General features: G+C 44.3%; 22 protein-coding genes. 8 read left to right on the top strand and 14 right to left on the bottom strand.

Annotation, left to right across the window (positions count from 1 at the left end):
- Nucleotides 1-104 precede the first annotated feature (104 nt).
- The 5 genes from K360_RS0101445 to K360_RS0101420 all read right to left on the bottom strand — a co-directional run bounded on the left by K360_RS0101445 (nt 105) and on the right by K360_RS0101420 (nt 8,023).
- Nucleotides 105-1,058: an NAD-dependent epimerase/dehydratase family protein gene (locus tag K360_RS0101445; RefSeq protein ID WP_024821409.1), complete on the bottom strand. Its 954-nt coding sequence runs from the start codon at nt 1,056-1,058 to the stop codon at nt 105-107.
- A gap of 83 nt (nt 1,059-1,141) precedes the next feature.
- Nucleotides 1,142-2,377: a dicarboxylate/amino acid:cation symporter gene (locus K360_RS0101440; RefSeq protein WP_024821408.1), complete on the bottom strand. Its 1,236-nt coding sequence runs from the start codon at nt 2,375-2,377 to the stop codon at nt 1,142-1,144.
- A 302-nt stretch (nt 2,378-2,679) separates the two neighbouring features.
- Nucleotides 2,680-3,930 (bottom strand): glycerate kinase type-2 family protein, encoded by a 1,251-nt coding sequence (locus K360_RS0101435; protein WP_024821407.1) that lies wholly within the window; start codon nt 3,928-3,930, stop codon nt 2,680-2,682.
- A gap of 155 nt (nt 3,931-4,085) precedes the next feature.
- Nucleotides 4,086-4,742 (bottom strand): response regulator, encoded by a 657-nt coding sequence (locus K360_RS0101425; protein ID WP_024821406.1) that lies wholly within the window; start codon nt 4,740-4,742, stop codon nt 4,086-4,088.
- Nucleotides 4,743-4,759: 17 nt separating this feature from the next.
- Entirely contained in the window at nt 4,760-8,023 is a 3,264-nt protein-coding gene (locus K360_RS0101420) for a sensor histidine kinase (RefSeq protein WP_084043834.1), read from the bottom strand.
- A 73-nt stretch (nt 8,024-8,096) separates the two neighbouring features.
- On the opposite strand from K360_RS0101420, the gene K360_RS11510 reads away from it, so the two are divergent.
- From K360_RS11510 to larC, 4 genes are all read left to right on the top strand, one after another.
- The gene (locus K360_RS11510) at nt 8,097-8,513 is read left to right on the top strand and encodes a citrate lyase subunit alpha (protein ID WP_156923313.1); all 417 of its coding nucleotides are present in this window, start codon (nt 8,097-8,099) and stop codon (nt 8,511-8,513) included.
- Nucleotides 8,428-9,546: an NAD(P)-dependent malic enzyme gene (locus tag K360_RS0101415; RefSeq protein ID WP_420804784.1), complete on the top strand. Its 1,119-nt coding sequence runs from the start codon at nt 8,428-8,430 to the stop codon at nt 9,544-9,546. Before K360_RS11510 ends, K360_RS0101415 begins: the two co-directional genes overlap by 86 nt.
- A gap of 281 nt (nt 9,547-9,827) precedes the next feature.
- Entirely contained in the window at nt 9,828-10,646 is an 819-nt protein-coding gene (gene larE / locus K360_RS0101405; protein ID WP_024821403.1) for an ATP-dependent sacrificial sulfur transferase LarE, read from the top strand.
- Nucleotides 10,647-10,671: 25 nt separating this feature from the next.
- Nucleotides 10,672-11,922 (top strand): nickel pincer cofactor biosynthesis protein LarC, encoded by a 1,251-nt coding sequence (larC, locus tag K360_RS0101400; protein ID WP_024821402.1) that lies wholly within the window; start codon nt 10,672-10,674, stop codon nt 11,920-11,922.
- 97 nt (nt 11,923-12,019) lie between these two features.
- Here the strand turns inward: larC and K360_RS0101395 are convergent, their stop codons facing one another.
- The 3 genes from K360_RS0101395 to K360_RS0101385 form a co-directional block, all read right to left on the bottom strand.
- Nucleotides 12,020-13,150, bottom strand: a complete 1,131-nt coding sequence (locus K360_RS0101395) for an alanine racemase (protein WP_024821401.1) — start codon at nt 13,148-13,150, stop codon at nt 12,020-12,022.
- 79 nt (nt 13,151-13,229) lie between these two features.
- Nucleotides 13,230-14,429 carry a M20 metallopeptidase family protein gene (locus tag K360_RS0101390; protein ID WP_024821400.1) on the bottom strand — a complete coding sequence of 400 codons (1,200 nt, stop codon included), beginning with the start codon at nt 14,427-14,429 and terminating at the stop codon, nt 13,230-13,232.
- Nucleotides 14,430-14,444: 15 nt separating this feature from the next.
- Nucleotides 14,445-15,626, bottom strand: coding sequence for a membrane protein (locus tag K360_RS0101385; protein WP_024821399.1), 1,182 nt, complete (start codon nt 15,624-15,626; stop codon nt 14,445-14,447).
- Nucleotides 15,627-16,067: 441 nt separating this feature from the next.
- Here K360_RS0101385 and K360_RS0101375 point away from each other — a divergent pair, with 441 nt between their 5' ends.
- The 3 genes from K360_RS0101375 to K360_RS10920 all read left to right on the top strand — a co-directional run bounded on the left by K360_RS0101375 (nt 16,068) and on the right by K360_RS10920 (nt 17,047).
- Nucleotides 16,068-16,292: a putative Se/S carrier protein gene (locus K360_RS0101375; RefSeq protein ID WP_024821398.1), complete on the top strand. Its 225-nt coding sequence runs from the start codon at nt 16,068-16,070 to the stop codon at nt 16,290-16,292.
- Nucleotides 16,293-16,366: 74 nt separating this feature from the next.
- Nucleotides 16,367-16,531: a hypothetical protein gene (locus K360_RS11280; protein ID WP_156923309.1), complete on the top strand. Its 165-nt coding sequence runs from the start codon at nt 16,367-16,369 to the stop codon at nt 16,529-16,531.
- Nucleotides 16,532-16,651: 120 nt separating this feature from the next.
- A complete protein-coding gene (locus tag K360_RS10920; RefSeq protein ID WP_024821397.1) occupies nt 16,652-17,047 on the top strand; it encodes a hypothetical protein in 396 nt (131 codons plus the stop codon).
- 62 nt (nt 17,048-17,109) lie between these two features.
- Here the strand turns inward: K360_RS10920 and K360_RS0101360 are convergent, their stop codons facing one another.
- From K360_RS0101360 to dnaK, 4 genes are all read right to left on the bottom strand, one after another.
- Nucleotides 17,110-18,456: an FAD-dependent oxidoreductase gene (locus K360_RS0101360; protein ID WP_024821396.1), complete on the bottom strand. Its 1,347-nt coding sequence runs from the start codon at nt 18,454-18,456 to the stop codon at nt 17,110-17,112.
- A gap of 129 nt (nt 18,457-18,585) precedes the next feature.
- Entirely contained in the window at nt 18,586-19,977 is a 1,392-nt protein-coding gene (pepV, locus tag K360_RS0101355; protein ID WP_024821395.1) for a dipeptidase PepV, read from the bottom strand.
- A 34-nt stretch (nt 19,978-20,011) separates the two neighbouring features.
- Complete coding sequence (locus K360_RS0101350; RefSeq protein ID WP_024821394.1) at nt 20,012-20,896, bottom strand: DUF2156 domain-containing protein; 885 nt, start codon at nt 20,894-20,896, stop codon at nt 20,012-20,014.
- A gap of 136 nt (nt 20,897-21,032) precedes the next feature.
- Nucleotides 21,033-22,922 carry a molecular chaperone DnaK gene (gene dnaK, locus K360_RS0101345; protein WP_024821393.1) on the bottom strand — a complete coding sequence of 630 codons (1,890 nt, stop codon included), beginning with the start codon at nt 22,920-22,922 and terminating at the stop codon, nt 21,033-21,035.
- A gap of 235 nt (nt 22,923-23,157) precedes the next feature.
- Here dnaK and K360_RS0101340 point away from each other — a divergent pair, with 235 nt between their 5' ends.
- The gene (locus K360_RS0101340) at nt 23,158-23,964 is read left to right on the top strand and encodes a hypothetical protein (protein ID WP_024821392.1); all 807 of its coding nucleotides are present in this window, start codon (nt 23,158-23,160) and stop codon (nt 23,962-23,964) included.
- Here K360_RS0101340 and K360_RS0101335 read toward each other — a convergent pair.
- Both K360_RS0101335 and K360_RS0101330 read right to left on the bottom strand, forming a co-directional pair.
- Nucleotides 23,961-24,758 carry a putative hydro-lyase gene (locus K360_RS0101335; RefSeq protein WP_024821391.1) on the bottom strand — a complete coding sequence of 266 codons (798 nt, stop codon included), beginning with the start codon at nt 24,756-24,758 and terminating at the stop codon, nt 23,961-23,963. The genes K360_RS0101340 and K360_RS0101335 overlap by 4 nt on opposite strands.
- On the bottom strand, nt 24,758-25,528 hold the full coding sequence (locus K360_RS0101330) for a LamB/YcsF family protein (protein WP_024821390.1): 771 nt from the start codon (nt 25,526-25,528) through the stop codon (nt 24,758-24,760). The genes K360_RS0101335 and K360_RS0101330 overlap by 1 nt, the downstream gene beginning before the upstream one ends.
- Between the last annotated feature and the right edge of the window lie 8 nt (nt 25,529-25,536).

Here is a 25,536-nt window from a genome sequence, read left to right as displayed (position 1 = left end):
TGGGAAATACATCTTCCATTACAGGCCCCATTAATAGATATACTAGATGGAGTTATTATGGGGTGACTAGCAATCTTGTGACATAAGAACTAAATTCCCCTTTTTTATTTTTTAAGCAGTTTTTCTTTCAGGTGCTTTAACATATCCTCTGTCATTTTATCCAGGTCATACTGAGGATTGAATCCCCACTCCTCTTTTGCCGCATGTACATCCAGAGAATTGGGCCACGACTCAGCAATAGCCTGTCGTACCGGATCTACTTTATAGCCCATAGTGAAATTGGGCATGAATTTTCGAATGGAGGCCGCAATTTCTTCCGGCTCAAAACTCATGGCGGAAATGTTGAAAGCATTGCGGTGCTTTAACTTCGCGCCATCAGCTTCCATGAGCTGAACCACAGCATTGATGGCATCTGGCATGTACATCATATCCATATATGTTCCTGCCGCGATAAAAGAATCATAATGACCATCTGTAATAGCCTTATAATAGATATCCACTGCATAATCAGTCGTACCACCGCCAGGCTCTGTTTCATAAGAGATGAGTCCTGGGAAACGAACACCTCGAGTATCAAGGCCATATTTCAGATGGTAGTAATCGCACAACAGCTCTCCTGTTACCTTTGTAATCCCATACATAGTGGCTGGGCGCTGAATTGTATCCTGGGGAGTATGGTCTAAAGGCGTTCCTGGACCAAAAGCCGCGATAGAACTTGGGAAAAAGATGGCCGTTCTCTTCTCTCGCGCCACTTCAAGAACATTAAAAAGCCCACCTGCATTGATCTGCCAAGCGAGCTGAGGCTTCATTTCACCCACAGCTGAAAGCAAACCCGCCAAATGCATAATTGTATCGATATTATATTTTTCAACAAGCCCTGCAATAGTTTGGCTTTCTCGAACATCAAGGATTTCGAAAGGGCCATCTCCTAGTTTTTCTACGCCAGTTGTCTTCACATCAGAACCAACAACATGGTCAGCACCATATCCCTTACGAAGTTTTTTTACCAATTCTGTTCCTATCTGACCTAAACAACCTGTAACTAAAATATTTTTCACTACCCATGCCCCCTTCACAATTTACTGCGGAAAACATTTTTCCAAAAATATGGAGGACCTCCGAAGAGGTCCTCCTCTTTATGCTAATGTGTATAAGCCTCTGACGTCGTAGTTGTTGACGACGTAGTTGTTGACGACGTTGATGTTGATGAGCTGCCTGTCATTTTGTCTACAAGCAATGCGATGGCTCCGTCACCTGTAATGTTACATGCTGTGCCAAAGCTATCTTGAGCCAAATAGAGAGCGATCATGAGGGTCAGCATGTTAGGATCGAAATGCAACATGGACTCCAACACACCAAGGGCTGCCATAACAGCTCCGCCAGGAACGCCAGGAGCTGCGACCATGGTGATACCCAGCATAATGATAAAAGGAAACATTGAAGCAAAAGAGAACTGCATTCCGTGAAGCATCATAACGGCAATGGCACAACTCGTAAGGGTAATAGTGCTGCCCGACAAGTGGATAGTGGCGCACAAGGGGATAACAAACTGTGCTACCCGGGGAGAGACCTTATTTTCTAGTGTCTGGCGCAGGGTTACAGGGATTGTAGCAGCAGAAGACTGCGTTCCTATCGCTGTAAGGTACGCTGGAATCATATTTTTAATAGCTTTAAAGGGATTTACTTTCGCTACTGCTCCAGCAACAGTGTACTGGAAAAGAATAATCACAATATGAAGAGCAATGATAACGACATACACTTTCAAGAACACCGACATAATCGTTTGAACTTCACCAGCATGGGTCATGTTAGCAAAAATACCACAAATATGGACTGGAAGCAGGGGGATGATAACAGCACTGATCAGTTTCTCTATTATCGACTGAAATTCGTGCATAACGCTGTTGAGGCTTTTGCTATTGATAACGGCCATTCCGATGCCAAGAATAAAGGCAATGAGCAAGGCACTCATAACACCCATAAGAGGCGGCATATCGATTTTGAAGTACGGTGCCAACAACGCCTCCTCAGGATTTGTCGCTGAAGCCAACATGCTGCCTTCCTGTATAATTCTAGGGAAAATCGCCGTATCTACTGTATATGCAACAGTCCCTGAAATAAGGGTAGAAACATACGCAATCACCACCGTAAGGAAGAGGATCTTCCCTGCGTTGTTTCCGAGATCTCCAATGCCTGGGGCCACAAATCCGACGATAATGAGAGGAATAACAAAACCGAGGAAGTTCCCAAAAATACCATTAAAAGTAGCTAGACTTCTAACTACTACTTCCGGCATATAAGCCCCAAACACTATTCCTAAAACAATTGCAATAATGAGACGTGGAAGAAGACCGAGCTTTTTTTTCTTTTCTTGCATTCGACTGCACCCTCCTTCGTTATTGTACTGCCAACATCACATTTTAGGTACAGCCACCATAGAGTACTATCAGCAAATAGCTGAAAATACATCCTTTAAACGCTACAAAGGATGATGTTTCTCAGTAAATCAGGAAGATCAAGATGATACTTTAGACCTAGATATCATTGTAGGGTCTCTATATTTACATGTTTTAAATTATAAATTTTTCTCTTAAAAAACCTGGGAACATTTCTACAAGAAAACATTTTATCAAAAAAAGGATGAAACAAAAGAGGGGAAATACGTACCTGGTCAGCCCGTTACAGCTTCTTTACGAGCAACACTGTAAGATCGTTCACATTCGTGCCAGTTGGACCTGTTTTTATGAGGCTGTTCGCCATGTGTAAGGCGTGGTAGGCATTGTTGTTTTCAAGTAGGGTGTAGGGATCTGCTCCTCTATGATATATTTTTTCAACTGTCTTCCCATCCACTATACCTCCAGCAGCATCAGTAGGCCCATCGGTGCCATCAGATCCAACAGAAATAAGAACAACGCCAGGCATATTCTGTATCTCCAAAGCCGCAGCCAAAGCCAGTTCTTGGTTACGGCCCCCTTTCCCCTTCCCTTTCAAGTGAACAATTGTCTCTCCACCCAATATAATGGCGCAAGGAGGCTCAAGCGGACGAGAATAGGCTCTTTCTTCTCTCGCTATCGAAGCTAAAAAAGTCCCCGCTTCTCTTGCTTCGCAGTTAAGTGTTGTCGTCAAAATAAAAGTTTTATATCCGAGATCATGAGCCTTCTCCGCAGCCTTTTCACAGAGGGTTTTTACGCTCCCTGAAATAAATGTTTCTACATTGCTTACTTTTTTCGGCGTCTCCTCTTCAAGGATCTTAAAGAAACAAGGTTTCATGGCGAGATTGTAACGAGAAACAATTTCTAAAGCTTGTCTAGACGTAGTGGCATCAGGATAAGCCGGACCAGAAGCGATGCTATCGAGGCGATCTCCTAAAACATCAGAAAGGACAATAGAGTAAATATGAGCTGGAGCTACCCATTGGGCAAATTGCCCACCTTTTACAGCGGAAAGACGTTTACGAATTGCATTTATTTCCACAATATTGGCGCCACAACGGAGCATTTGATCTGTAATTTCTATAAAATCTTCAAGGGTTACTCCTTCTTTAGGTTTCTCAAAAAGAGCGGAACCACCTCCAGAAACAAGAAAGAGTACCTGATGGTCTGCAGAAAGGTTTTTGGTAATTTTCAGCGCTTCTGATGTAGCCTTTAAAGAATTTTCATCTGGCAGAGGGTGCCCCGCTTCCCAAATAGAGAGGTTAGCAAGAGGGCCACGGCTGTGATGATACTTTGTAATGACGATACCTCTTTCTATCTGATCCCCTACCTCATCTACAGCGGCTTTTGCCATGCGCCAGGCAGCCTTCCCTATAGAAACAAGAATAATTCGCCCCTTACAAGGTTTCTTCCGAAGCTGCTCCCGTACCGCACGCTCTGGTAAAACAGCGTCGATAGCATACTGAACAATATTTTTCGCGTCTCTGTGAAGAGTCATAACCGAACCCCTTGTCGCAAATGGACACAACTCCCTATAATGGAATTTTCTTTCCCAAATGCTCCTGCCTTCGCTTCGGATCTGTACTCTTCTTGTCCTTCGGAAGTTTCTCTGTATAACATCCTTCGCTTCACCCTTCCCCTCACAAGCTTTAACTACTGTTGATCTGAGGAAATAAGACCTTCTCTAATAGCATATTTCACTAAATCTGCTATGGTCTCAAAGCCAAGTTTTCGCATCATGTTTTGCCGATGGGTGCCGATGGTTTTTACGCTCAGGTGGAGAAGATCTGCTATTTCTCTATTGGTCTTCCCCTCTGCTAGATGTATTAATACCTCCCGCTCTCTGGCTGTAAGTTTTTCCTCTCCCGGAGACGTTCCCTGCTGTACAAAATGCACGTACATGCGCGCTACTATTTTCGATACGCTTGGCCCAAGGTATATTCGTCCTTCATAGACTGTCCTTATGGCTTCAACCAACTCGGTAGAGGCACAATCTTTTAGAAGAAACGCTTTCGCTCCTGCCCGAAGCATTTCAGAAATAAAGTTGCGATCTGCATACATAGAAAGAGCTACCACTTTCGTTTCAGGAGCCCGAATCTGAAGCTCTTCTGTTGCCTCGATTCCATCCATTCCAGGCATTTTTATGTCCATAACTACAATATCAGGGCGAAACGACTCTGCCAAAGCCACTGCTTCAAAACCATCCCCAGCTTCGGCAACAACAGAAATATCTGGTTGCCGTTCAATGAGAAGACGTAATCCTTCCCGCACTATTTGATGATCATCGGCAAGTAAGATGCGAATTGTCATGCCGTACACTCCTCTCGTTATTTAAAGGAATTAACTGGCACAAATATAGTTATACGGACGCCTTTCCCTTCCTTCGAGGTGATGACCAAGTGCCCACCCAGAGAACAAAGGCGCTCTCTCAAGCTGAAGAGACCAAAAGTTTGTTTTTTAGAGATCCCGTCATCAATTGAGTGAGCATCGAATCCTTTTCCCGAATCAGACACCGTGAGACAAATGGTTCCGGCAGAACAAGACGTTTTAACATGAGCCTGCCGAACTCCGGAATGCTTCACTACATTCATAAGAAGCTCTCGTAGTGCCCTGAAAAGAAAGGCTTTTAAGTCATCATTCATTTTTTCGGGAAGGCCGCGGTTTTCGTACGATACCTGGAGGCCATAGTTTTCTTCCATCTTTTCAGCAAGCCATTCCACAGAGGCTGGAAAACCTAAACGGTAGAGCACTGGTGAACCTAACTCAAAGGTCAACGTTCTCGTACTTTGAATAGAGCCCTCAAGTGTTTGTAAAATACCATTAATATCATCTTTTATCTGCCTCTCTTCTACACACTCTGAGAGTAAGGCAAGTCGAATCTTTGTTAAAGCCAGATTTTGACCGATAGAATCATGTACCTCTTCTGCAATACGTCGACGTTCTTTCTCCTCTGCCATAGAAAGGGCTGAAGCTAAGCCCCTTAATTGATCGCGATATGCCTCCTCCTGCAAACGAGCCTTTTCAAGTTTCGTATTAATACAACGAAGCTGTTCATTATTTTTTTCCGTAACAAGCCGCAACCTTCGTTCCGTCTCCTTCTCTTGTCGGTTCTTGAGATATTTCTGTACAAACCAGAAGAGAATAACGGTCAGAAACATATATCCAACATAGGCCAACGGAGTCTTCCACGGCGGCGGAACTACATCCAAAAGCAATGATGTTCCCTCTTTGTTCCAAACATCATTATTATTTGAACCCATAACTTTAAACGTATACCTTCCAGGAGGAAGATTGGTGTAATGAGCATAATGTCGATTCCCTGCCGAAACCCAGTCCATATCAAAACCTTCCAGTTTATAGCGGTACTGATTCGACTCAGGATGGGTGTAGTCAAGAGCTGAAAAATCTATGGAAAGGAAGTTATCTCTATAGCTGAGGATAGCCCACGGCTTCCCATCTTTCGTACGGTAGGGCTGAAGCGGTTTATTCATAACCAATACTCTGTTGATGACAATAGGAGGAATGTGGGAGTTTTCCCAGACATCAGTGGGGAAAAAGCTGTTACAGCCATTAATGCCCCCAAAATACATGCGGCCGAAAGAATCTTTAAAAGTAGCAGTTGCGTTAAATTCCTTTGCCTGGAGCCCATCCCCCAGATTGTAATTTCGAACAGCGCCTGTCTTAATATCATATTGGGAAAGACCGTTTCCAGTGCTGATCCACAAATTTTTATAATTATCTTCCAAGATTCCTCGAATGGAGTCGCTCACAAAGCCATCTTTTGATGTGAGGAGGGAAAAGGTCTCATACTTCCTATCGAAACGACAGAGTCCCTCAGCTGTCGCTATCCAAAAAGTCCTGTCACGGTCTTCATAAATAGAAAAAACTCTATTCCCCGGAAAGCTTTGAGAATTGGTGGGATCATAGAAATAGTGTTTTACACTGTTATTTTGAAGATCAATGCAATAAAAACCATTGCTTACAGTCCCTATCCACAAGGTCTTTTGGCTATCTTCAAATAAGCAGGAAATAAGATCTTTCTTTAAAACATCTGCTATGGGAGACGACCATGGGATAGAATAAAAAAGACCTTCTTCCTGAAGGAAACGATACAAACCTTCCATTGTGCCAACCCAGAAAGTACCGTTTGAATCTTCCAATATGGAAGTTATTTTGTTACTTCCACTAAGAGAGGATTCAGAAAGCTGATTCAGAAAGAGAGTAAAGTCTTGATTTGATCTGTTGAAACGACAAAGGCCATTATCTGTTCCAACCCACATTGTTCCCTCTCTATCGCGGAAAAAGGCAAGCACTCGATCGCTGGATACGCTTTGAGAATTATCTGGATTATGGCGATAATGCTGAACGGTTCCATTATTCATGATAACCTTGATCCCATTTCCATAGGTACCTACCCATAAAGAATCGTACCCCTCTTTATAGACCGCATACACATTATCACCCGACACTTGACGGATAAGAAAAGACTTGCCATTGTATCGTTGGAAGGGGCGCTTCAGATGAAATTTCTCTACCCCTCCGGAATGGGTGCCCAGCCACACGATACCTGTAAGATCTCCCAGAAAGATCGTATCTTTTCTATCGCCATAAATGGCCCGGATCTTATTATCCCGCAAGGAATGAGGGTTGTCTCTTTCTATCTGATAGGTCAGGACCTGCTTCGTTCCTCGGTCATACCGAAGAAGTCCCCCTCCATCTGTGACAATCCACAGGTCTTCAAAGATATCTTGATATAAACCCGTAATGGTACTTGAAGAAACAACTCTGTTGTTTTCATCTACAAGAGGAATATACTCAAACCATTTTTCCCGCGTGTGGAGGAGATAGAGTTGACCAGACTCCGTCCCAATCCAGAGATTCCCCTTTCGCCCATCAGTAATAGCCGTAATGGCAACGTAGGGAAAGACAGTCGGTCGATAGGTCTGGAAAATATCATTCCCTTTATACTCACTCAGCCCTCCATCAGTCCCTACCCACAACGTTCCTGTTGTATCAACAAAAAAAGCAGTGATCTTATTCCCGCCCAGCCCTGATTCATCGTCACTTTTAAAGATACTCCACGTGTTGTTTGAAGGATTGAAACGTGCAAGCCCCTTTTGGAATGTTCCTACCCAAATATTTCCTTTTTTGTCTCCAATTACTTTAGAGATCAGGTCTATAGGAGGAAACGTTTTCGAGTTAGGTGGATAATGATACACACGAAAAGTTTCGGTAACAGGATCAAAACGATTCAGCCCACCACCGAAAGTCCCCACCCATAAAAAACCCTCTGCATCTTCATATAAAGACGTTACAATATTGTTCGACAGGGATGTAGTGGAAAAGGGCTCATGTCGAAACACCCGAAAGGTATAACCATCGTAGCGGTTCAACCCACCATCAGTTCCAAACCACATGTATCCACGGTGGTCTTTCAAAATGGCATTCACGGTGGTCTGTGATAAGCCTTTCTCCAAGGAAAGATGCTCAAACACAATTTCATCCCGTCCCGAAGCAAAAGCTGGAATGTGTGCGAGAATAAGAATGAAAGAGCACAGAAGTATAATTTTTCTTTTGTTGCCGACCACCATGTCACCTCCGTAAAAGCTCTTGCGATAATTGTATCACGGAGATTTTAAAGACAAAAAGGAGCCAGGGGAAACAGTGGATGTTCTTGTAACAGATCGGGTAATGGCTGTTAATCCTCTTCGGGGAAATCTACAGGAACGTTTAGAAAAAGCAAACCTTCCTGTAGAGGGATGCTCACGAATTACAGCAAATATCAAGAAAAATTACGGGAAATCCTGTCCCATTAACCCGAGACGAAAAGGTGGTTGGACAAGTAGAATATTGAGATGGGGAGATCATCGACACTATTCGTCGAGTTTTGTAACTTTCTCTCACAAAGAACACCTACAAGGAGGACACAATGAGAAAAGAAGAAATCTATGCACAAGCACTGGAAGCACATCGTCGGACGAGAGGAAAAGTAGCAATCACGAGCAAACTTCCCGTGGAAAGTATGGCCGATCTATCCATTGCCTACACTCCTGGCGTTGCGGAACCTTGCAACGAAATTAAACGGAATCCCGACGCTGTTTATGAAGTAACCTCCAAAGGAAATATGGTTGCCGTTGTTACCGATGGGTCTGCAGTTTTAGGGCTGGGAAATATTGGGCCAGAAGCAGCTCTTCCCGTTATGGAGGGCAAAGCCGTGCTCTTCAAGCGATTTGCCGGAGTTGACGCTTTCCCCATCTGCATTAAATCTCAAGATCCTGATGAGATAGTACAAACAACAGCTCTTATCACTTCTTCTTTTGGCGGCATAAACCTCGAGGATATTTCAGCTCCACGCTGTTTTGAAATTGAACGGCGTCTTAAAGAAATATGTGACATCCCTGTTTTCCATGATGATCAGCATGGTACCGCTGTTATTGTTCTTGCAGGTATCATCAATGCCTTGAAGATAGTGAAGAAAAAGATAGAGGACGTAAAGATCGTAATGAGTGGTGCTGGAGCAGCGGGAATCGCTATCTGCCGGTTCCTTCTCTCTGCTGGAGCGCAAAATGTTATTCTCTGCGATCGCGGCGGTGCTATTTACGAAGGACGACCCAATAATATGAACTGGGCCAAAGAAGAAATCGCTCAGCACACAAACCCTTCAAAAGAGAAAGGGAATCTGGCTGATGTCCTTAAAAATGCCGATATTTTCCTTGGTATCTCCGCTCCTGGCGTTATTACCACTGAGATGGTAAAAACCATGGCTCAAGATTCTATTATCTTCGCTATGGCCAACCCCACTCCCGAAATCTATCCCGACGAGGCCAAAGCCGGAGGAGCCGCTATTATAGCCACAGGACGCAGTGATTTCCCCAACCAAATCAACAACTGCCTCGGATTCCCCGGTATTTTCCGTGGCACTCTTGACGTTCGAGCAAAGGAGATTAACGAGGAAATGAAACTGGCTGCCAGTCATGCCATAGCAGCCCTTATTTCTGATGATGAACTTTCTCCAGAACGCATTATTCCTGAAGCTCTGGACCCTCGCGTCGCCTCCGCTGTAGCGGAAGCAGTTGCCCGAGCTGCGAGAAAAACAGGAGTTGCTAGAATCTAAAATTCATAACACAGGGTATTCTTAAAGCGAGAGAAAGACGATGGAATCGTCGCCTCAGATTGCAGACAAAGCTCCTTGGAAAAGTTTTTCTGAGGGGCTTTGTCTGCTTTTATAAAGAGCTGACGAAGCCTCTCCCTCATTAATTCGATATTTCGGCCATAGATCCCCCCTTAACATCCCTAGGCGACGAGGAAGAGTTTTTATCTATTCTCCCCTTTTAGATTTTTTTCATTTCTGGATGGTACAATCATGAAATGTAATCGAGAGAGCAGGTGAGAGATTTGAGTCGTGATGTTATAAGCAAATACCTAAAAAAGGACATTTTGGAGAAACTGGAGAAGAGTCGTTGTTGTGTCATCTCATTTTCAGGGGGAATTGATAGCTCAGTTCTTGTGGGCATTATGGCGTCTCTCATCCCCCCACAAAAAATACACGCCGTTATGTTCAGGTCCTTCCTCCATTTTGCGGAAGAAATGGAACGAGGCATTCAATATTGTCACAGTCTCGGGGTCACGCTAAAGCCTCTCCCAGGCCCAGAACTTTATATAGAAGAGGTTATGAAAAACAGCGCGGAGCGATGCGGGTACTGTAAAAAAGCCCGTGCCACAGAACTTTTAGACGTAGCCCGCTCTCTTAAAGCAGACCTTATCCTTGAAGGTTCCAACGCCGATGACCTGAAAGATCCTTCCCGTTTGGGAACAAAAGTCTTACAGGGCATACCCCAGATATTCTCGCCTTTAGCGCAATCAAACATAACGAAACAAAAAGTACGCGAACTCGCTAGGGATTTAAGAATATCATGGTGGAACGAGGAACCAACAGCTTGTCTGGCCACAAGATTTCCGGAAGGGCATGAACTGCAAGCTTGGGAATGTGCCCAGGTAGCTAAGGGGGAATGGAATCTACGAAAGGCAGGATTTCGCCAAGTTCGAATACGAGTTTTTAAAGATATAGCCTGCCTACAGGTTCCACTGCCTCAACTTGAGCAGATTTTGTCCAAAAGGGAAGAGGTTATAGGGATAATAAGAGATGCAGGTTTTAAACAAATCTTACTCGATCTGGAAGGATACGAGTGGGGGCGAAAATGGATTGTAGAATGAACAGAATAGGAAGGATGGACAGCCAATGAAAATTCTTTACTTAGACTGCTTCTCCGGCATTTCAGGAGACATGTTTCTCGGAGCTCTTCTCGACCTCGGCCTAGATAGAGACGAGTTTTTGAGGAAGATGAGCACACTGCACATTCCTCATGGACATTATCACGACCATGGGCATGAAAATGTCCACCATCAGGGCGAAGGGTATAACATTCTCGTTTCTGATGTAGTTCGGAAAGGGTTTTCCGGCATCAGCGTGAAGATAGAAAGTAGCGAAGATCACCCCCATCGAGGTCTCATGGACATATGGGAGATTATCGATAAAAGCAGTCTTTCCCAAGAAGTAAAAGACAAGAGTAAAAAGGCTTTTCTCCTTTTGGCCACAGCGGAAGGGAAGGTTCACGGCCTCCCGCCAGAAAAGGTACACTTTCACGAGGTAGGGGCTGTCGACTCCATTATGGATATAGTGGGGGCCTGTGTACTTATAGAGATGCTCTCTCCAGATAAAATTGTATGTTCTCCTCTTAACGTTGGGAGTGGCACAGTGGAATGTGCACATGGAATCCTTCCTGTGCCAGCTCCAGCAACGGAACAGCTTTTGGCGGGCATTCCCATTTATTCTGCGGGAGGTCCTATGGAGCGAGTTACACCCACGGGAGCTCTGCTCGTAAAAATGTTTGCCCACGAATTTGGGAACATACCTGAGGGAATTATTCTTCGCAGTGGACGAGGCCTTGGAGAACGGGAAAGTGATCTTCCTAACTTCCTGCGAGCCATTCTTCTTGAAAGAGAGAACGAAGGGAAATCTTCCACCGCTACTAAGGAAGAACCTTTTTTACGAGATGAGGGGATCGTGTTAGAAACAAATATCGATGACATGAATCCCCAATATTACGAGCCAGTAATGGAGCGTCTTTTCTCTGCTGGGGCTATGGATGTATGGCTTGATCCTATTATCATGAAGAAAGGCCGCCCCGCTATTCGGCTTTGCTGCCTCGTGTCGGAGAATATGGAAGAAAAGGCTGCCGAAATAATCCTCAAAGGAACAACAACCTTAGGACTTCGTCGATATAAAGTGGATCGAATAAAGCTACATCATCACATTACTCCAATTGAGACAACTTTTGGCCTTGTCCGCATTAAAGAAGCTTGGTGGGGAAAGGAGCGCCTTCGTGTCAATCCTGAATACGATGACCTGAAGCGCATCTCCAGGGAGACCGGCATTCCTCTCAATAAATTGCGAGAAGAAATACTGCGCCAGATAGACAAAAACATCTAAAACCAGGAAAGCTCTTCTTTTTGATGAATGAAGTGCACCCCAAAAGCCGGACAGGAATCCAGCATTTGGGGTGTACTTCGTTTGAAGACGGGCTTTTTTATCGTGACATTCCCCTTGCTAAAATTTTGAACTCTTCTTGCACCTCTCCATTTCTGACCCCATACATAACCGAATATAAATTACATGTAGGGCAAGCGTGGTTAGGAATAATCTCAACCTTATCTCCAATATGAAAAGACATATCTTGAGGCGGGGCGAAAAGGCCGTGCTCATCAGATAAACTATAAAGATAAACAGATGACCGCTCTTTAAGAACACCAAACCCCCTACTTCGTGTTATGCCATGACGCTGTACAAAGTAAGTGAGGGCTTTCGTACCACTGTCAAGAACCACTCTGTCAGGTGACGGGCAACTTATAACTGTCGCCAAGACCGAAAGGGCACAGTGTTGATATGAACCAATAACCTGCGCTTGGTCTCCATCCATAAAGATATAGGTACCTGGACGAATTTCTGTAACACCAGGTACAATATCTGAAACCAAGAGGGACGGAGTAGAGCCGACACTTAATTCCTCTACAGCAATGCCTTCTCTTCTTAATAACGTCGCTGTTTCGATCACATCTTGTTGGCTTTTTAAAGAGATGGCTCTGATTTCTGCCAAATCATTCGCTTCATAGCTATGACCATCGTGGGTAAAAAGACCCCTCAGCCTCACGGAATCCCGATAAAGAATAAGACGTGCCAGTTCCAAAACTTCTTCTCCAGGAGCTACGCCTGTTCGATGATCTCCTGTATCTATATCGATCATGACATCCAAAGGACGGGCTTCTCCATCAAAGGCTTCAGCCAACATTTTTATGTGTTCCGCGCTATCCACACCCACAGCAATCCGAACTCTTCGGCTTAAGGCAAGAAGCCGTTCCATTTTAATATCACCAACAATTTCGTTGGCTACAAAAATGTCATTAATGCCAGCAGAGGCCATAACCTCCGCTTCTCCGAGCTTTGCCACAGTAATTCCTTGCGCCCCAGCCATTACCTGTTTTTTAGCCAGATCGGGAGTTCTATGGGTTTTCACATGAGGCCGAAGCTTCACTCCCGATATGTTAGCTTTTTCCTGCATCCATCGGATATTTCTCTCCATCACATTAAGATCCACCAAGAGAGAAGGAGTATCGAGATCTGCAACCTGGCAGCCTCTATAAGGTTCCCGTAGAGACTTCATAATCTTTCTCCACCTCTATTCTGTTCTTGATTATGCCGCTATGGTTAAATGTACCATAATCAAGAATTTTTTGCTTTACTTAGCACGATGATGCCTGGAAGAAGTGAAAGGCAAAAGAAGAAAGGAGAATCACACCATCCTTCAACACATCCTCGTTAACTTGAAACTGGGGTGAGTGATGTTGTGCGTCACTCCCTTTTGCTGGATCTCCCATACCTAGAAAGCAAAAGACCCCAGGCACCTTCTGCTGATAAAAGCTAAAATCTTCAGATCCCATAACAGTGGCAACTTCTTCATAACTCTCTTCTCCCTTTACCTTTTTCACGACGTCAAGAAGCATGTCTGCCATAGCATCATTATTCACCGTCACAGGGTATACGGGAGTAAAGGCGACCTTCGCCTCACAACGAAGGGCTGAAGCTATGCCGCCCGCAATTCGCCGAAGCCGCCCTTCCATACTATCTCGAATAACAGGACTGGTTGTGCGTATATTCCCCTGGATATGAGCCGTTTCGGGAATAATATTAGGAGCTGTTCCCGACTCCAGCTTCCCGACACTTACTACCACTGTCTCAAGAGGGTCAATCTCCCTGCTCACGATCGTCTGGACAGTGGATATCATCGTAGCGGCAGCAATGGTGGGATCTACTGCTTCGTGAGGTCTGGAACCATGACCACCTCGCCCCTTCACATAAATATCCCAAATATCCGCAGAAGCCATCATAGCCCCTTTTCGAAAACCAACCTTCCCCATCTGTAAGGGACTCCAGACATGAAGACCTCCAATAGCATCTACGCCATCAAGGGCCCCTTCTTCAATAAGCTGCTTGGCACCAGATCGGACTCCTGATTCTTCTGCAGGCTGAAATATGAGCCGGACTCGACCAGAGATTTGCTCTTTCAAGGAGGCCAATATATGGGCGACACCCAAAAGAATGGCAGCATGAGCATCATGACCACAGGCATGCATTACTCCATCACAAGTAGATCTCCATGGTACATCCACATCCTCCTGGAGGGGAAGGGCATCAATATCTGCACGAAGAGCGAGGGTAGGCCCATCCGCTTTTCCCGTTATATCCGCCACTACCCCGCTCTCTGTTCCGCCAAAACCTCGACGAATATTTTCATATCCAAGAGATCGAAGATTTTCTTCTATTTTTTTAGATGTTTCTACTTCTTTCCAGGGAAGTTCCGGATAAGCATGGAAATCCCGTCGCAGTTCTATTACTTTTTGTTCTATTTCCTCGGCACACACAGCAATTTGAGCATAAATCATAAAACAAGCACCTTCTTATATGAATTTGACTAAAAATCCAGCTAAAAATACAGAAGCGATCGTAACAGTTGTAAACCCAGAGACTAGCATTTTAGGAAGGATCCCCGTCAAAATAAAATCTCTTTCCTCTGATGTCTCCCCTACCGCATTCGCTACTTCTTGAGAGACGATAAAAGTACCCGGGAAACCAAAAAGGCAACAAACACCTATAGCAAGGCTCATCTCCCAAGAATAACCAAAGATCTTGGCAGAAAGAAAGGCCACTGCTACTATTCCTACAACCGATATAGCAAAGGCTACTACAATAGGTATTATAAGAGAAGCCACCATTTGAGGGGTTGCTTTGTTGAGGCTCATAAAGATAGGAACCAAAAGAGCAAAAAGAGCCAACCCCGTGGAATTTGCCTTATCAAGAATCTTATGTTCAAGAAACCCTATCTCATAAAAAATAATGCCGAAAATAAGAGCCATAACAAACTGATTGATTACTCCACCAAGAACCTTTGCAAACCAAACTGCGAGCCACCCTACTAACATGGCTTTCATAAGAAGGATAAAAGGCGTACGAAGATCTTTTGGCGTTGCGGGGAACAATCTCCATGTGGGCTGTTCTGGATCACTTTTCACTTGAGCATGCAGATTTGCCTGTCCTTGCTCTCCTTTTCGGAAAATATCTCGCAAACGTCGTCCTTCTCTGGAAAGACAAATAGAAGCTATAGGAAGACCAACAAAATTCTGAAGAACCAACAAAAGGGTCACAAAAACCAGCACAGACTCCAATCCCTTGGCTTTTGCCGCCTCACTCATAATAAGAGTAGCTACAACTCCTCCGGAGATGGGCCCCGCTGCCGTAAGAGCATATTGTTTACCAATAATAGGAGCTGCTAAAAAGAACAAGGCAATAGCTGCTGCTACAATGGCAGCCAATGCGATAAGAACAGTTTTCCACTCATCTTTTAAATCTCTCAATTTCATTAACGTTCCCATATGAACCATGAGCATGGGAATGAGAGCTAAAGAGAACTTTACAATGACTGCATCCTCAAAAAGAGTGGTGGGAATCCCCAACCAAAACCCAACCATGAAGACAATGCCTGATACAAAGAGCATGGAACATATAGCTTTTGTTTTTTGGGCGACAACGTCTCCCACCGCATATACCAGTGCTATGACTAAAAGAGCACTCACCGCATCCATAATTGTACCTCCTCTAAATAAATGCTAAAAAAATATTGATTTCAAAGCCCTATCCCTCTCCTCCTTTCTCGGGCTATAAAAATAAAAAAAGGCCAGGACCCCTTTTCTGGGGGTCCTGGCCTAAGCGCCAAAAGAAGACCTGCGCCGGTCGGCTCAGAAAGCCCCCCCGCGTCGATACCAAAAAGCAAAAAAGAAAAAGGAAAAAACAAAACTGATAAATAAAGACAAATTCATAAAAGACTCCGCCTCTTTCTGAAAATTTACCCTTTCATACCATGATTTTTACCTATCGTCAAGGAATTCTGATCAAATGTATCATTAGACAACAATAATATCATTTTTAATCCATAATAACGCGAGAAATTGTACAATAAATTTTTCTCTAAAGAAGATATACTCTCTATGTATCATTCTATTTTGGGGAGGTGTCTGAGAAAAATCATGAAATGCTTGGCTACTTTCCATGTCACAAGTATGGCACTTATGTTCGAGAAGATCTGTAGGAAAGAAGGACTGGATGTAAAAATAATTCCCGTTCCGCGGCAACTTTCGGCAAGCTGTGGATTAGCATGTAGCTATCCCTGCGATAAAGAAGAGAGCATTCGTCATATTATAGAGAAAAAAAAGATAGATGTTGCCAGCTTTCACCAAATAGAGGAGACATAGGCTCTCTCCAACATCAATATACCCATGTTACATATAGCCCCCCCCAATGGAGGCGGCAGAGGCAGGGGGCGAATTTGGAGAGAGTGTTTACGTTATGGACAATGTCCGATACCTTGGCAATGCGAGCATCTATTGATGGCGGATCTGTAAAAAACTGTGGTGATAAGGTGGAGGGCTTATTGGCATGGAGGTTGTGGAAGCTCTTCATTCCAGAGGGGGGAACTCTGGCGTGGCCGTAAAAAATGACGCTGTCTTAAAATAAGTAAATATGCGTAACAAAACCATGTAGTTTTCTACGATCTCTAAACTCCCTGGGGGTTTTATACTCCTATTAAAAAGCAAGGAGGAGGCATTTAGAGATGAAGAAAATAGTTGTTCTTGCCGGGTTGATAGCTGTTATGGCAACAGGAATTGCTTGGGCTCATGGAGGCTGGGGGGACCGACACGGATTTGATGGGTACTCCTGTAGGGGGACTATGTACGGGCATCACTTTATGGAAGGCAACATGAGAGAAGGCACTCGATGGATATCTCCTAACGGAAATCGCCCGAACGCTGCCAATATCCCCCAAGAAATACAAAACAAGTGGAATGAAATGAGAAGGTCCCATCTTCAACTCCAGCTCGAACTATCTGAGCCTCAAGTCGATCGGAACAAAGCAACAGCTCTTCATGAAAAAATTCTTTCTCTCCGCCAAGAATTGACTCGTTGGACGTTCGAACAGCAACTGAATAGAGTCAACCCATCTAAATAGTTTTTTGAAGTGCACCTCCAAATGCTGGATTCTATGTCCACCTTTCGGGGTGCACTTCTTTACTAAAGGAACTGACGAGCTGCTATCTGAATAGGATCCCAGGGAAGAGAAAAAGGGGGAGCATATCCCAGATCAAGGTTTACAAGTTCACGGGCAGTCATACCGGCAGAAAGAGCCGCAGCTACTACATCGATTCGCTTTGCTGAACCATGGGTACCAACAATTTGCGCTCCTAGAATCCGCCCTCCGGGAACTTCCGCGATCATCTTCACATTAATAGTTCCTGGCTCTGGATAATATCCAGCTCGAACATGACTTCTAATTGTTACTGTTTCATAGCGCATCCCCAGGTCTTCCAGTTCTTTTTCTGAAAGGCCTGTTCGAGCCACTTCTAGATCGCAATGCTTGCTCACGGCTGTCTCCACTACCCCAGGGAAACGTTCACGTTCTCCCCCCATATTCATGCCAGCCACTCGACCAGTTTTATTAGCTACAGATCCGAGGGGAACCCAAAAAGGGCGGTTCGCTACTCTATGCCACGTTTGTGAGCAGTCACCAGCTGCCCATACACCCTCCTCTTCCGTCTGCAGAAACTCGTCTACTCGAATAGAATCTTTGTACCCAAGAGGTAACCCTGCTTCCTTCGCCAATTTTGAATTCGGTCGAACTCCCAGGCCAAGGACCACTAAATCAGCAGGGATAGTTCGCTGATCGGTAATTACAGCTTTGATATTTCCCTTTTCTCGCTCCACTCCTTTCATGGTTTCGCCAAGATAGAGAGTGGTTCCTACATAACGAATAGCTTCAGCTATGAGATCCGCCATATCCATATCGAAAGTATTCATAACCTGGTACGAGCGGTCTACAAGGCAGACATTCATTTGTCTGATACAAAAAGCTTCCGCCATTTCAAGGCCTATATACCCGCCACCCACTACCACCACATTTCGAGGTCCTTTCTCTTCTATGTAACGCTGAAGATTGAGACCGTCTTCAAGAACGCTGAGGGCAAAAACGCCCTTTCCCTCTAAATCAGGGATGGGCGGGAGGATGGGCTGAGTTCCAGTGGCAAAAAGAAGCTGATCGTATGTATCTGTAAATATCTCTCCCGTTTGATGGTTAAGAACCGAGATGGCGCGGTTATGAAAATCCACAGAGAGAACCTCATGTGAAATCCGAGCCTGAATATTCTGCTTCTGCATAAACTCTTTAGGAGTACGAACAATAAGTTTTTGCTCATTATCAACAAGACCCGCCACGTAGTAAGGTATACCGCAAGCTGAATAAGATGTATGAGGGGATCGTTCGTAGACAAGAATTTCTGCGTGAGGACGGCGTTTCCTCACTTGTCCTGCAGCTGACATTCCAGCTGCATCGCCCCCAATAATGACAATCCTCTCTCGCTTCATCAGGGCTACCTCCTTCAGCACCGCCAACAAAGTGATCCGCTCATATAGGACCTAGCATAGTGCCAGAGAGTCAAGTCGCCTCTCCCTACCGTCGTCATAACTCGGTTCCCCGTTCAAACTTTCTTTACATCACCGTGCTAGTTCCACCATAGCATGGGCCATGATTTTTACGTTTTTCATGAGGTCTTCTATGGACCAACACTCATTCTCCTCATGGATAGTATACTTTTGCCCTGGGAAAATAGGGCCAAAGGCCACCACATTAGGCACAGATTTGGCATACGTCCCTCCACCAATAGCTAAAAGATCAGGATTAAAACCTGTCTGTTCTTTGTAAACCTTCTGGAGAGTGCGAATCAGGGGAGACTCTGGGTCCATATACAAGGGAGCTGCATGTCGAACATCTGTAACGGCTATTCCCGCTTTTTCCAAAGCTTCTCTCAATGGGTCAAGAACGAGAGAATCTTTTTTTGTCACTGGGTAACGGATATTTAAAGTAAAATGGACATCAGACTCATTCCCGTCTATTGTGCCTAAGCACAGGGTAAGAGCTCCAGATATATCATCATTCATGGCTATTCCCAGCGATGTTCCATCAGTTTCCATTCCTATAAGGGATGAAAGGGCGTGAATAAACTGTTTTTGACTCTTCATGAGGTCCATGGATGAAAGAATATCCACAAGACAGAGAATGGCATTGACACCAAGGTGAGGCGTGCTTCCATGGGCGGGAACTCCTTGCACCTCAATAGTAATTGTTCCCTTTACTCCATCCTCTACTATTTTAAAGCCACTCCGCTCCGGCCCATTCCATGCATCCACTATTGAAGCAATTCGTCTCCTCTCTTCTGCAGAAGCGCGAATAACGACCTGAGCCGTAGCCGCTACTACATTAGGAGCAACCCCTCCCTTAAAGGAAACAATTTTTACAGGACCGTCACCAGAGAAGGGAAAATGACACGTTAAGGTTAGAACCCCTTTTTCCGCGTAAATAATAGGATACTCTGCGTCAGGAGTAAATCCGGCTGCCGGCAGTTCCTCTGTTTGTATATAACGAGCCATACACTGGCTTCCCGACTCTTCATTCGTTCCAAAAATTATACGAATCCGTCGTTTCAGTGAGATATTGAGATCTTTAATAGCCTTTAATGCGAAAAGAGCACCAATAGTAGGCCCCTTATCGTCAAGAACCCCTCGTCCCCAAATAATGCCATTTTGAATCTCTCCTCCAAAAGGAGGATACTTCCATCCTGTCCCCTCAGGAACTACATCAAGATGCCCCAATATGGCGACGATCTCCTTCCCATCGCCCCATTCCCCGTACCCGGCCATATTATCCACGTTTTTAACACGAAAACCGAGCTGAGACGCTACATTCAATGCATGATCAAGTGCCAGTTTCACATTTCTCCCAAAGGGGGCACCCTCTTCAGGAACCCCTGCAACACTGGGAATACGCACCGATTCCTGTACTGCGGCTATGAGTTCATCTTTAAGCCCATCTATTGCCTTATCGAGCATATATAGTCCCTCCTAAGGTATATTGTGTAAAAAACTATCTATCCCATGTAACAATAAATTTTTTAAGAAAATATACTGGATTATACGATATCTTAGCCTTTCGGATCCCCTCAATTCCCATATCTTGCTCTCTATTCACCCACGTAAAAGAATGAGCAGACCTTTCCAAAAACATTTGATTGATAGCTTGGTAAACCCCCTTATAATCTGTTAGTCCTTTTTCAAAATGAATAATTACTGTGTCTTCTCCACTACTTTCAGCCACAGTATAAGCTACCATTTGCCCATCTACTTTAAGAACTCCTCCCATAATGTTGGGCATAACCTGCCACTGCTCCAGAATGCGATGAACAGCTTCGCTTTCAGCCTTTAAGCCCGGGGAGTCATCACAATTTCTCCACTTACACCATTTTTCCTGCATTTCTAAGATATAGGGGATATTTTTTGAAGTAATAGGTTCATAGGTATATGCGTAACTTCGCAAAAATTGCTGCAAGAGATTTTTCTTCTTATGGAAGCGGTTCCCAGAAAGAGAGATGAGTTCCGAAACACGATAGATATATTCCCACTCGCTTCGTTCCTCTTCTATTTTTACACTATCTCCTAACTCCTTTTGCCATTGAAGAGCCAACATTTCTGGAACCCTGTAAAAAACTGCCCCCGCCGGGAAATAGCTCTCTAACACTTTCCGCCAATCTTTATTTTTCCAAAGCCCAATAGGTGCCCAAAGAGCGGGAGAGGGAGACATTGTCCGGAGCCAACAAAGATCCTCATCAAAGGCCCACTCAAAATCCCTTTCATCAGCCCAGGCCCAAATGTTGATAAAACTGTAATCTGATGCTCTCTGACACGATTTGGAAAAGAGATCGATATAGTCATCACGACAATTCAGGGATAAAGGAACAAAGCTTAACGCCAAAACTCTCACCTCTTTTGTGCTTTTATAGCCCTCTAACTCTATAACACCTATGTATTATACCGTTAATAGTCGTAAGAGATGAAAAGGGCCGAAACTAAGAGTTCCGGCCCTTTCTACTTTCAATATCCTCAATATGTCAGCTTTCGTTTTTTTCATCTGGATCAATAAACTCGGCGTCTACCACATCTTCTTTCGATGAACCTTTTTCTTCTCCTCCGCTCGTACCAGGAGTCTTAGCAGCCATAACAGTTTGAAACGTCTGTTGAAGTTCTGATATGGATACTCGCAAATTTTCAAGAGTGGCATCGCTATTTTTAGCAAGGGCCTTTGCTTCCTCAAGAGCGTTACGAACCCTGACTTTCTGTGTCTCTTCAAGCATACTTTCCTTCTCTTTCAAAGTCTTCTCCAACTGATAAGAAAGAGATTCTAGTTCGTTACGAGCATCGGCCTTTTCCCGCTTCTTTCGATCTTCCGCTGAATGTTCCTGAGCTTCTTGAACCATTCGCTCTACCTCTTTTTTATCGAGGTTCGTGGACCCAGCAATAGTGATCTGCTGTTCTTTACTAGTATCCTTATCTCGAGCTGAGACTTTTAATATTCCATTTGCGTCTACGTCGAAAGTTACTTCAATTTGAGGAATACCACGAGGAGCTTTACGGATACCTTCAAGCTTAAAGTTCCCCAGAATTCTATTATCTGCTGCCATCTCTCGCTCGCCTTGCAAAACAACAATATCCACAGCAGGTTGATTATCTTCAGCGGTGGTAAAAATTTCTGTTTTCTTATATGGGATCGTAGTATTTTTCTCTATAAGCTTCGTCATAACTCCCCCCATAGTCTCCACGCCAAGAGAGAGAGGAATTATGTCCAACAAAAGAACATCTTTCATTTCTCCCTTTAAAATACCCGCCTGGATAGCAGCTCCCATGGCCACAACTTCATCAGGGTTCACTGACATATTGGGATTTCTACCTCCAGTAAAATTCCGCACAAGGTCCTGTACTGCAGGTATTCGAGTAGCTCCCCCTACCATCACTACTTCATCTATATCAGCCTGTTGTAATTTAGCCGATGACAATGCATCTTCCATGGGCTTGAGACAGCGTTTTACAAGATGCTCCGTCAACTGATCGAATTTGGCTCTGGTAATAGTCATAGTAAGATGTTTAGGGCCCGTATCATCAGCAGTAATAAAAGGAAGATTCACCTCTGTTGAGGTACGACCAGACAGTTCACACTTAGCTTTTTCTGCCGCCTCATATAATCGCTGCAAAGCTTGCCTGTCCTTCCGTAAATCAATACCATTTTCTTTTTTAAACTCATCGGCAATATAATCTACTAATACTTTATCGAAATCGTCCCCACCTAAATGAGTGTCACCTGAAGTGGCCAATACCTCCACCACCCCTTCTCCTATATCCAGAATTGACACATCGAAGGTTCCACCGCCAAGATCGAAGACAAGAATCTTCTGCTCCTTGTTTTTATCTAAACCATAAGCAAGAGCAGCGGCTGTAGGTTCATTAATAATACGCAGCACGTTTAACCCAGCAATAAGGGCTGCATCTCTTGTAGCCTGGCGTTGGGCATCATTAAAATATGCAGGAATTGTAATAACCACATCAGTAATGCTCTCTCCCAAATAAGAGCTCGCATCATTTACGAGTTTCCTTAATACCTGGGCGCTAATCTCTTCTGGCGCATATTCTTTTCCCCATACCTCAAAACGCACAGCTCGATTGGGCCCTTCTTTCACTTTATAGGGGACAATCTTCATTTCCGACGTTACTTCGTCGTACGTACGCCCAATAAAACGTTTTACAGAGTAAAGAGTTCCATCAGGATTTAAGGTTGCCTGGCGCTTTGCCATAGTACCAACTAAACGCTCTCCGTCTTTGGTAAAAGCCACAACAGATGGTGTCGTTCGACCACCTTCAGCATTGGCAATAATAGAAGGCATACCACCCTCTATGATAGCTATAACGGAGTTTGTAGTTCCAAGATCAATACCAACTGCTTTTCTCATTTCTCACCCCTCCAATCGCACTGACCTTTAGTGACCAATAAAATTATACTGTTTAAGGGTTATATGTCAATATTGGTCAAATCGCTTATTCTTTGTTTTTTTACGTTCAGCCATAGGGATCCCCATATCTCATGCAAACTTTTATTTTTTGTGTATAATAACTTCATATTTCAATGAAGTATATCTTTTCTGCCCTTTGTTTTTTATATTACCCAAAATAGGAAGAGGTGACTGCATGAGACGAACTTTTAAAGAGACCTTTTTCTTGGTAAAGAAAAGTCATGGTTTTCGATGTAATGTTTTATGTAAAATGAGGCTCTTGAGAAAAGAAGATATTTCCCTCGCTTTGAGCCTCCATAAAAAGATCGCAAAAGAAATTGGTGACGAGAACATTTTTTGTGCTGAACACACTATTGAAGAAAGTATATTAGGACAAGGTTTTGTTATTGGAATTTTTGCAGAAGAAGTTCTTATCGCCATGCGAGCAGTTTCTTTTGGTTCTAAATATGTGGAAGAAGCCCTAGCAGATCTCCGCCTTCCCGATAAGGAACGGAATCGTATTGCCGTCATGGACTTCTGCATAACTGCAAAAGCTTTTCGAGGGAATTACATTCAACACTTCACGTTCTTAAAAGCGGAAAACCTCCTCTACCCTTATCGCTACCATCTTCATACTACAATTTCTCCTCTCAATAATTACAGTTTAAGAAATATGCTGCGATCTGGATTTCTTGTAGTGGATCTCAAAGAAAAATATGGAGGATATCTTCGCTTCATCCTCCACAAAGACCTTCGAGCCCTTCCAGAAATCTGTACACATGAACATATAGAAGTTCCTCTTGAAGACTATGATAGCCAACTGGCCCTTCTCTCTATGGGATATTACGGGTACGCCCTCAAAAAGAACCATACGGGATATTCTGTTCTTTATGGGACAAGAAGCTCTTCCACGAGGCATTTAGGAAAGAGTGGGGAAGAACTCGTTCATCTGATCCAGAAAAAAGCAAAGGTCCTTCGAAGAATTCTTCCCCATGATTTTTAGAAGATAGCGTAATTGGAATCTTTTACAGATGCAATAAACATATGTCCTGGTGCGTGAGTAATGGCAAAGGGCGGTTTGCTCGCCATTAATGCAGCTTGGGGAGTTACGCCACATGCCCAGAATACGGGAACTTCTTCCTCATGAATAGGTACGGAATCTCCAAAATCAGGTTTCCCAATATCGCTGACTCCAATGACTTTAGGGTCCCCGATGTGGACAGGAGAACCGTGCACCGCTGGAAATCGTCCTGTCGTAAGAACGGCTTTAGGCACCAAAGAATAAGGGATAGGTCGCATACTCACAACCATAGGACCAGAAAGAGCCCCAGAAGGAATGCATTGGATATTCGTTACATACATGGGAACATTTCGTCCCATTTCAATATGACGAATTGGGACATCAGCATCAAGAAGAGCGCTTTCAAAGGTAAAAGAGCAGCCAAGCAGGAACCCGACAAGATCATCCCGCCAGTATTTCATTACATCAGTAGGCTCATCAATGCACCTGCCATGTTCCCATACTTTATATTTAGGCAAATCCGTTCGCAAATCTGCGCCAGGAGCTATAAGCTTGGGCTCAGGATCTCCCGGTTCCGTTACATCGAGGAGCGGACAAGGTTTAGGGTTACGTTGAGCAAAAACGAGGAAATCATATGCCCAATCCTTGGGCAAAACTACTAAGTTTGCCTGCACGTAGCCTCTAGCCATACCTGGAGTCGGAGAAGCATATTCCCCCGACCGAATAAGCCTTCGAGCCTCTCCGGGGGACATGAGGGCAAAATCAGCACCTTTCATTATTCCAACACCTCCTTAAGGCAGGAAACTGTTATCCCCGCTTGTGAAAGGGCTTCACGAATAGCCTGTGCCATTGATACTGCGCCAGGTGTGTCGCCATGGAGACAGATGGAATGGGGCCTCAAATGTATTTCTGCGCCATTTATGGCCTCAATCGTGCCTTCTCTGACCATCTTAATAACTCGATCTGCCGCCAAATGTACATCATGAATTACAGCTCCAGGCTGTTTTCTTGGTACAAGAGAACCATCTTCTTGGTAGGCCCGGTCAGCAAAGGCTTCCGCTGCAAATAAAACCCCAGCCTCTAGCGCTGCTTTCTCAAAACAGGAGCCGGCCAGCCCTAAGAGAATGAGATGATCTCCACCATCTTTTACTGCTGAAACAATAGCTTCGGCCAACCTTTGATCTTTTGCCGCTTGATTATACATAGCGCCATGAGGTTTCACATGCTGCAAAGACACCCCGTGAGCTCGGCAGACAGCTGAGAGCGCTCCGATCTGATAAAGGCAGTAACTATAGACCTCATCAGGGGAGCAGCTCATATTTCTCCGGCCAAACCCTAAAAGATCAGGATAGCCTGGATGAGCCCCTATAGCCACTCCTTTTTCCATTGCACTTTGAACAGTTTTAACCATGACTTCAGGGTCTCCTGCATGAAAGCCACAAGCCACATTCGCTGAAGTAATACTTGCCATTACATCGCCATCATGCCCTAATACATATGTTCCGAAACTTTCCCCAAGGTCACTATTTAAATCTACTTTGAACATTCCATTGA

It is taken from the genome of Aminobacterium mobile DSM 12262 (genome assembly GCF_000526395.1).
GTDB lineage: Bacteria > Synergistota > Synergistia > Synergistales > Aminobacteriaceae > Aminobacterium > Aminobacterium mobile.
This window is presented reverse-complemented; position numbering and strand designations above follow the sequence as displayed.

Bases quoted from the DNA above. Each gene is read 5' to 3' on its own strand.
- K360_RS0101440 (WP_024821408.1), bottom strand. From the start codon at position 2,377: ATGCAAGAAAAGAAAAAAAAGCTCGGTCTTCTTCCACGTCTCATTATT.
- K360_RS0101435 (WP_024821407.1), bottom strand. From the start codon at position 3,930: ATGACTCTTCACAGAGACGCGAAAAATATTGTTCAGTATGCTATCGAC.
- K360_RS0101425 (WP_024821406.1), bottom strand. From the start codon at position 4,742: ATGACAATTCGCATCTTACTTGCCGATGATCATCAAATAGTGCGGGAA.
- K360_RS0101420 (WP_084043834.1), bottom strand. From the start codon at position 8,023: ATGGTGGTCGGCAACAAAAGAAAAATTATACTTCTGTGCTCTTTCATT.
- larC (WP_024821402.1), top strand. From the start codon at position 10,672: ATGAAAATTCTTTACTTAGACTGCTTCTCCGGCATTTCAGGAGACATG.
- K360_RS0101395 (WP_024821401.1), bottom strand. From the start codon at position 13,150: ATGAAGTCTCTACGGGAACCTTATAGAGGCTGCCAGGTTGCAGATCTC.
- K360_RS0101390 (WP_024821400.1), bottom strand. From the start codon at position 14,429: ATGATTTATGCTCAAATTGCTGTGTGTGCCGAGGAAATAGAACAAAAA.
- K360_RS0101385 (WP_024821399.1), bottom strand. From the start codon at position 15,626: ATGGATGCGGTGAGTGCTCTTTTAGTCATAGCACTGGTATATGCGGTG.
- K360_RS0101375 (WP_024821398.1), top strand. From the start codon at position 16,068: ATGAAATGCTTGGCTACTTTCCATGTCACAAGTATGGCACTTATGTTC.
- K360_RS10920 (WP_024821397.1), top strand. From the start codon at position 16,652: ATGAAGAAAATAGTTGTTCTTGCCGGGTTGATAGCTGTTATGGCAACA.
- K360_RS0101360 (WP_024821396.1), bottom strand. From the start codon at position 18,456: ATGAAGCGAGAGAGGATTGTCATTATTGGGGGCGATGCAGCTGGAATG.
- pepV (WP_024821395.1), bottom strand. From the start codon at position 19,977: ATGCTCGATAAGGCAATAGATGGGCTTAAAGATGAACTCATAGCCGCA.
- dnaK (WP_024821393.1), bottom strand. From the start codon at position 22,922: ATGAGAAAAGCAGTTGGTATTGATCTTGGAACTACAAACTCCGTTATA.
- K360_RS0101340 (WP_024821392.1), top strand. From the start codon at position 23,158: ATGAGACGAACTTTTAAAGAGACCTTTTTCTTGGTAAAGAAAAGTCAT.
- K360_RS0101335 (WP_024821391.1), bottom strand. From the start codon at position 24,758: ATGAAAGGTGCTGATTTTGCCCTCATGTCCCCCGGAGAGGCTCGAAGG.
- K360_RS0101330 (WP_024821390.1), bottom strand. From the start codon at position 25,528: ATGTTCAAAGTAGATTTAAATAGTGACCTTGGGGAAAGTTTCGGAACA.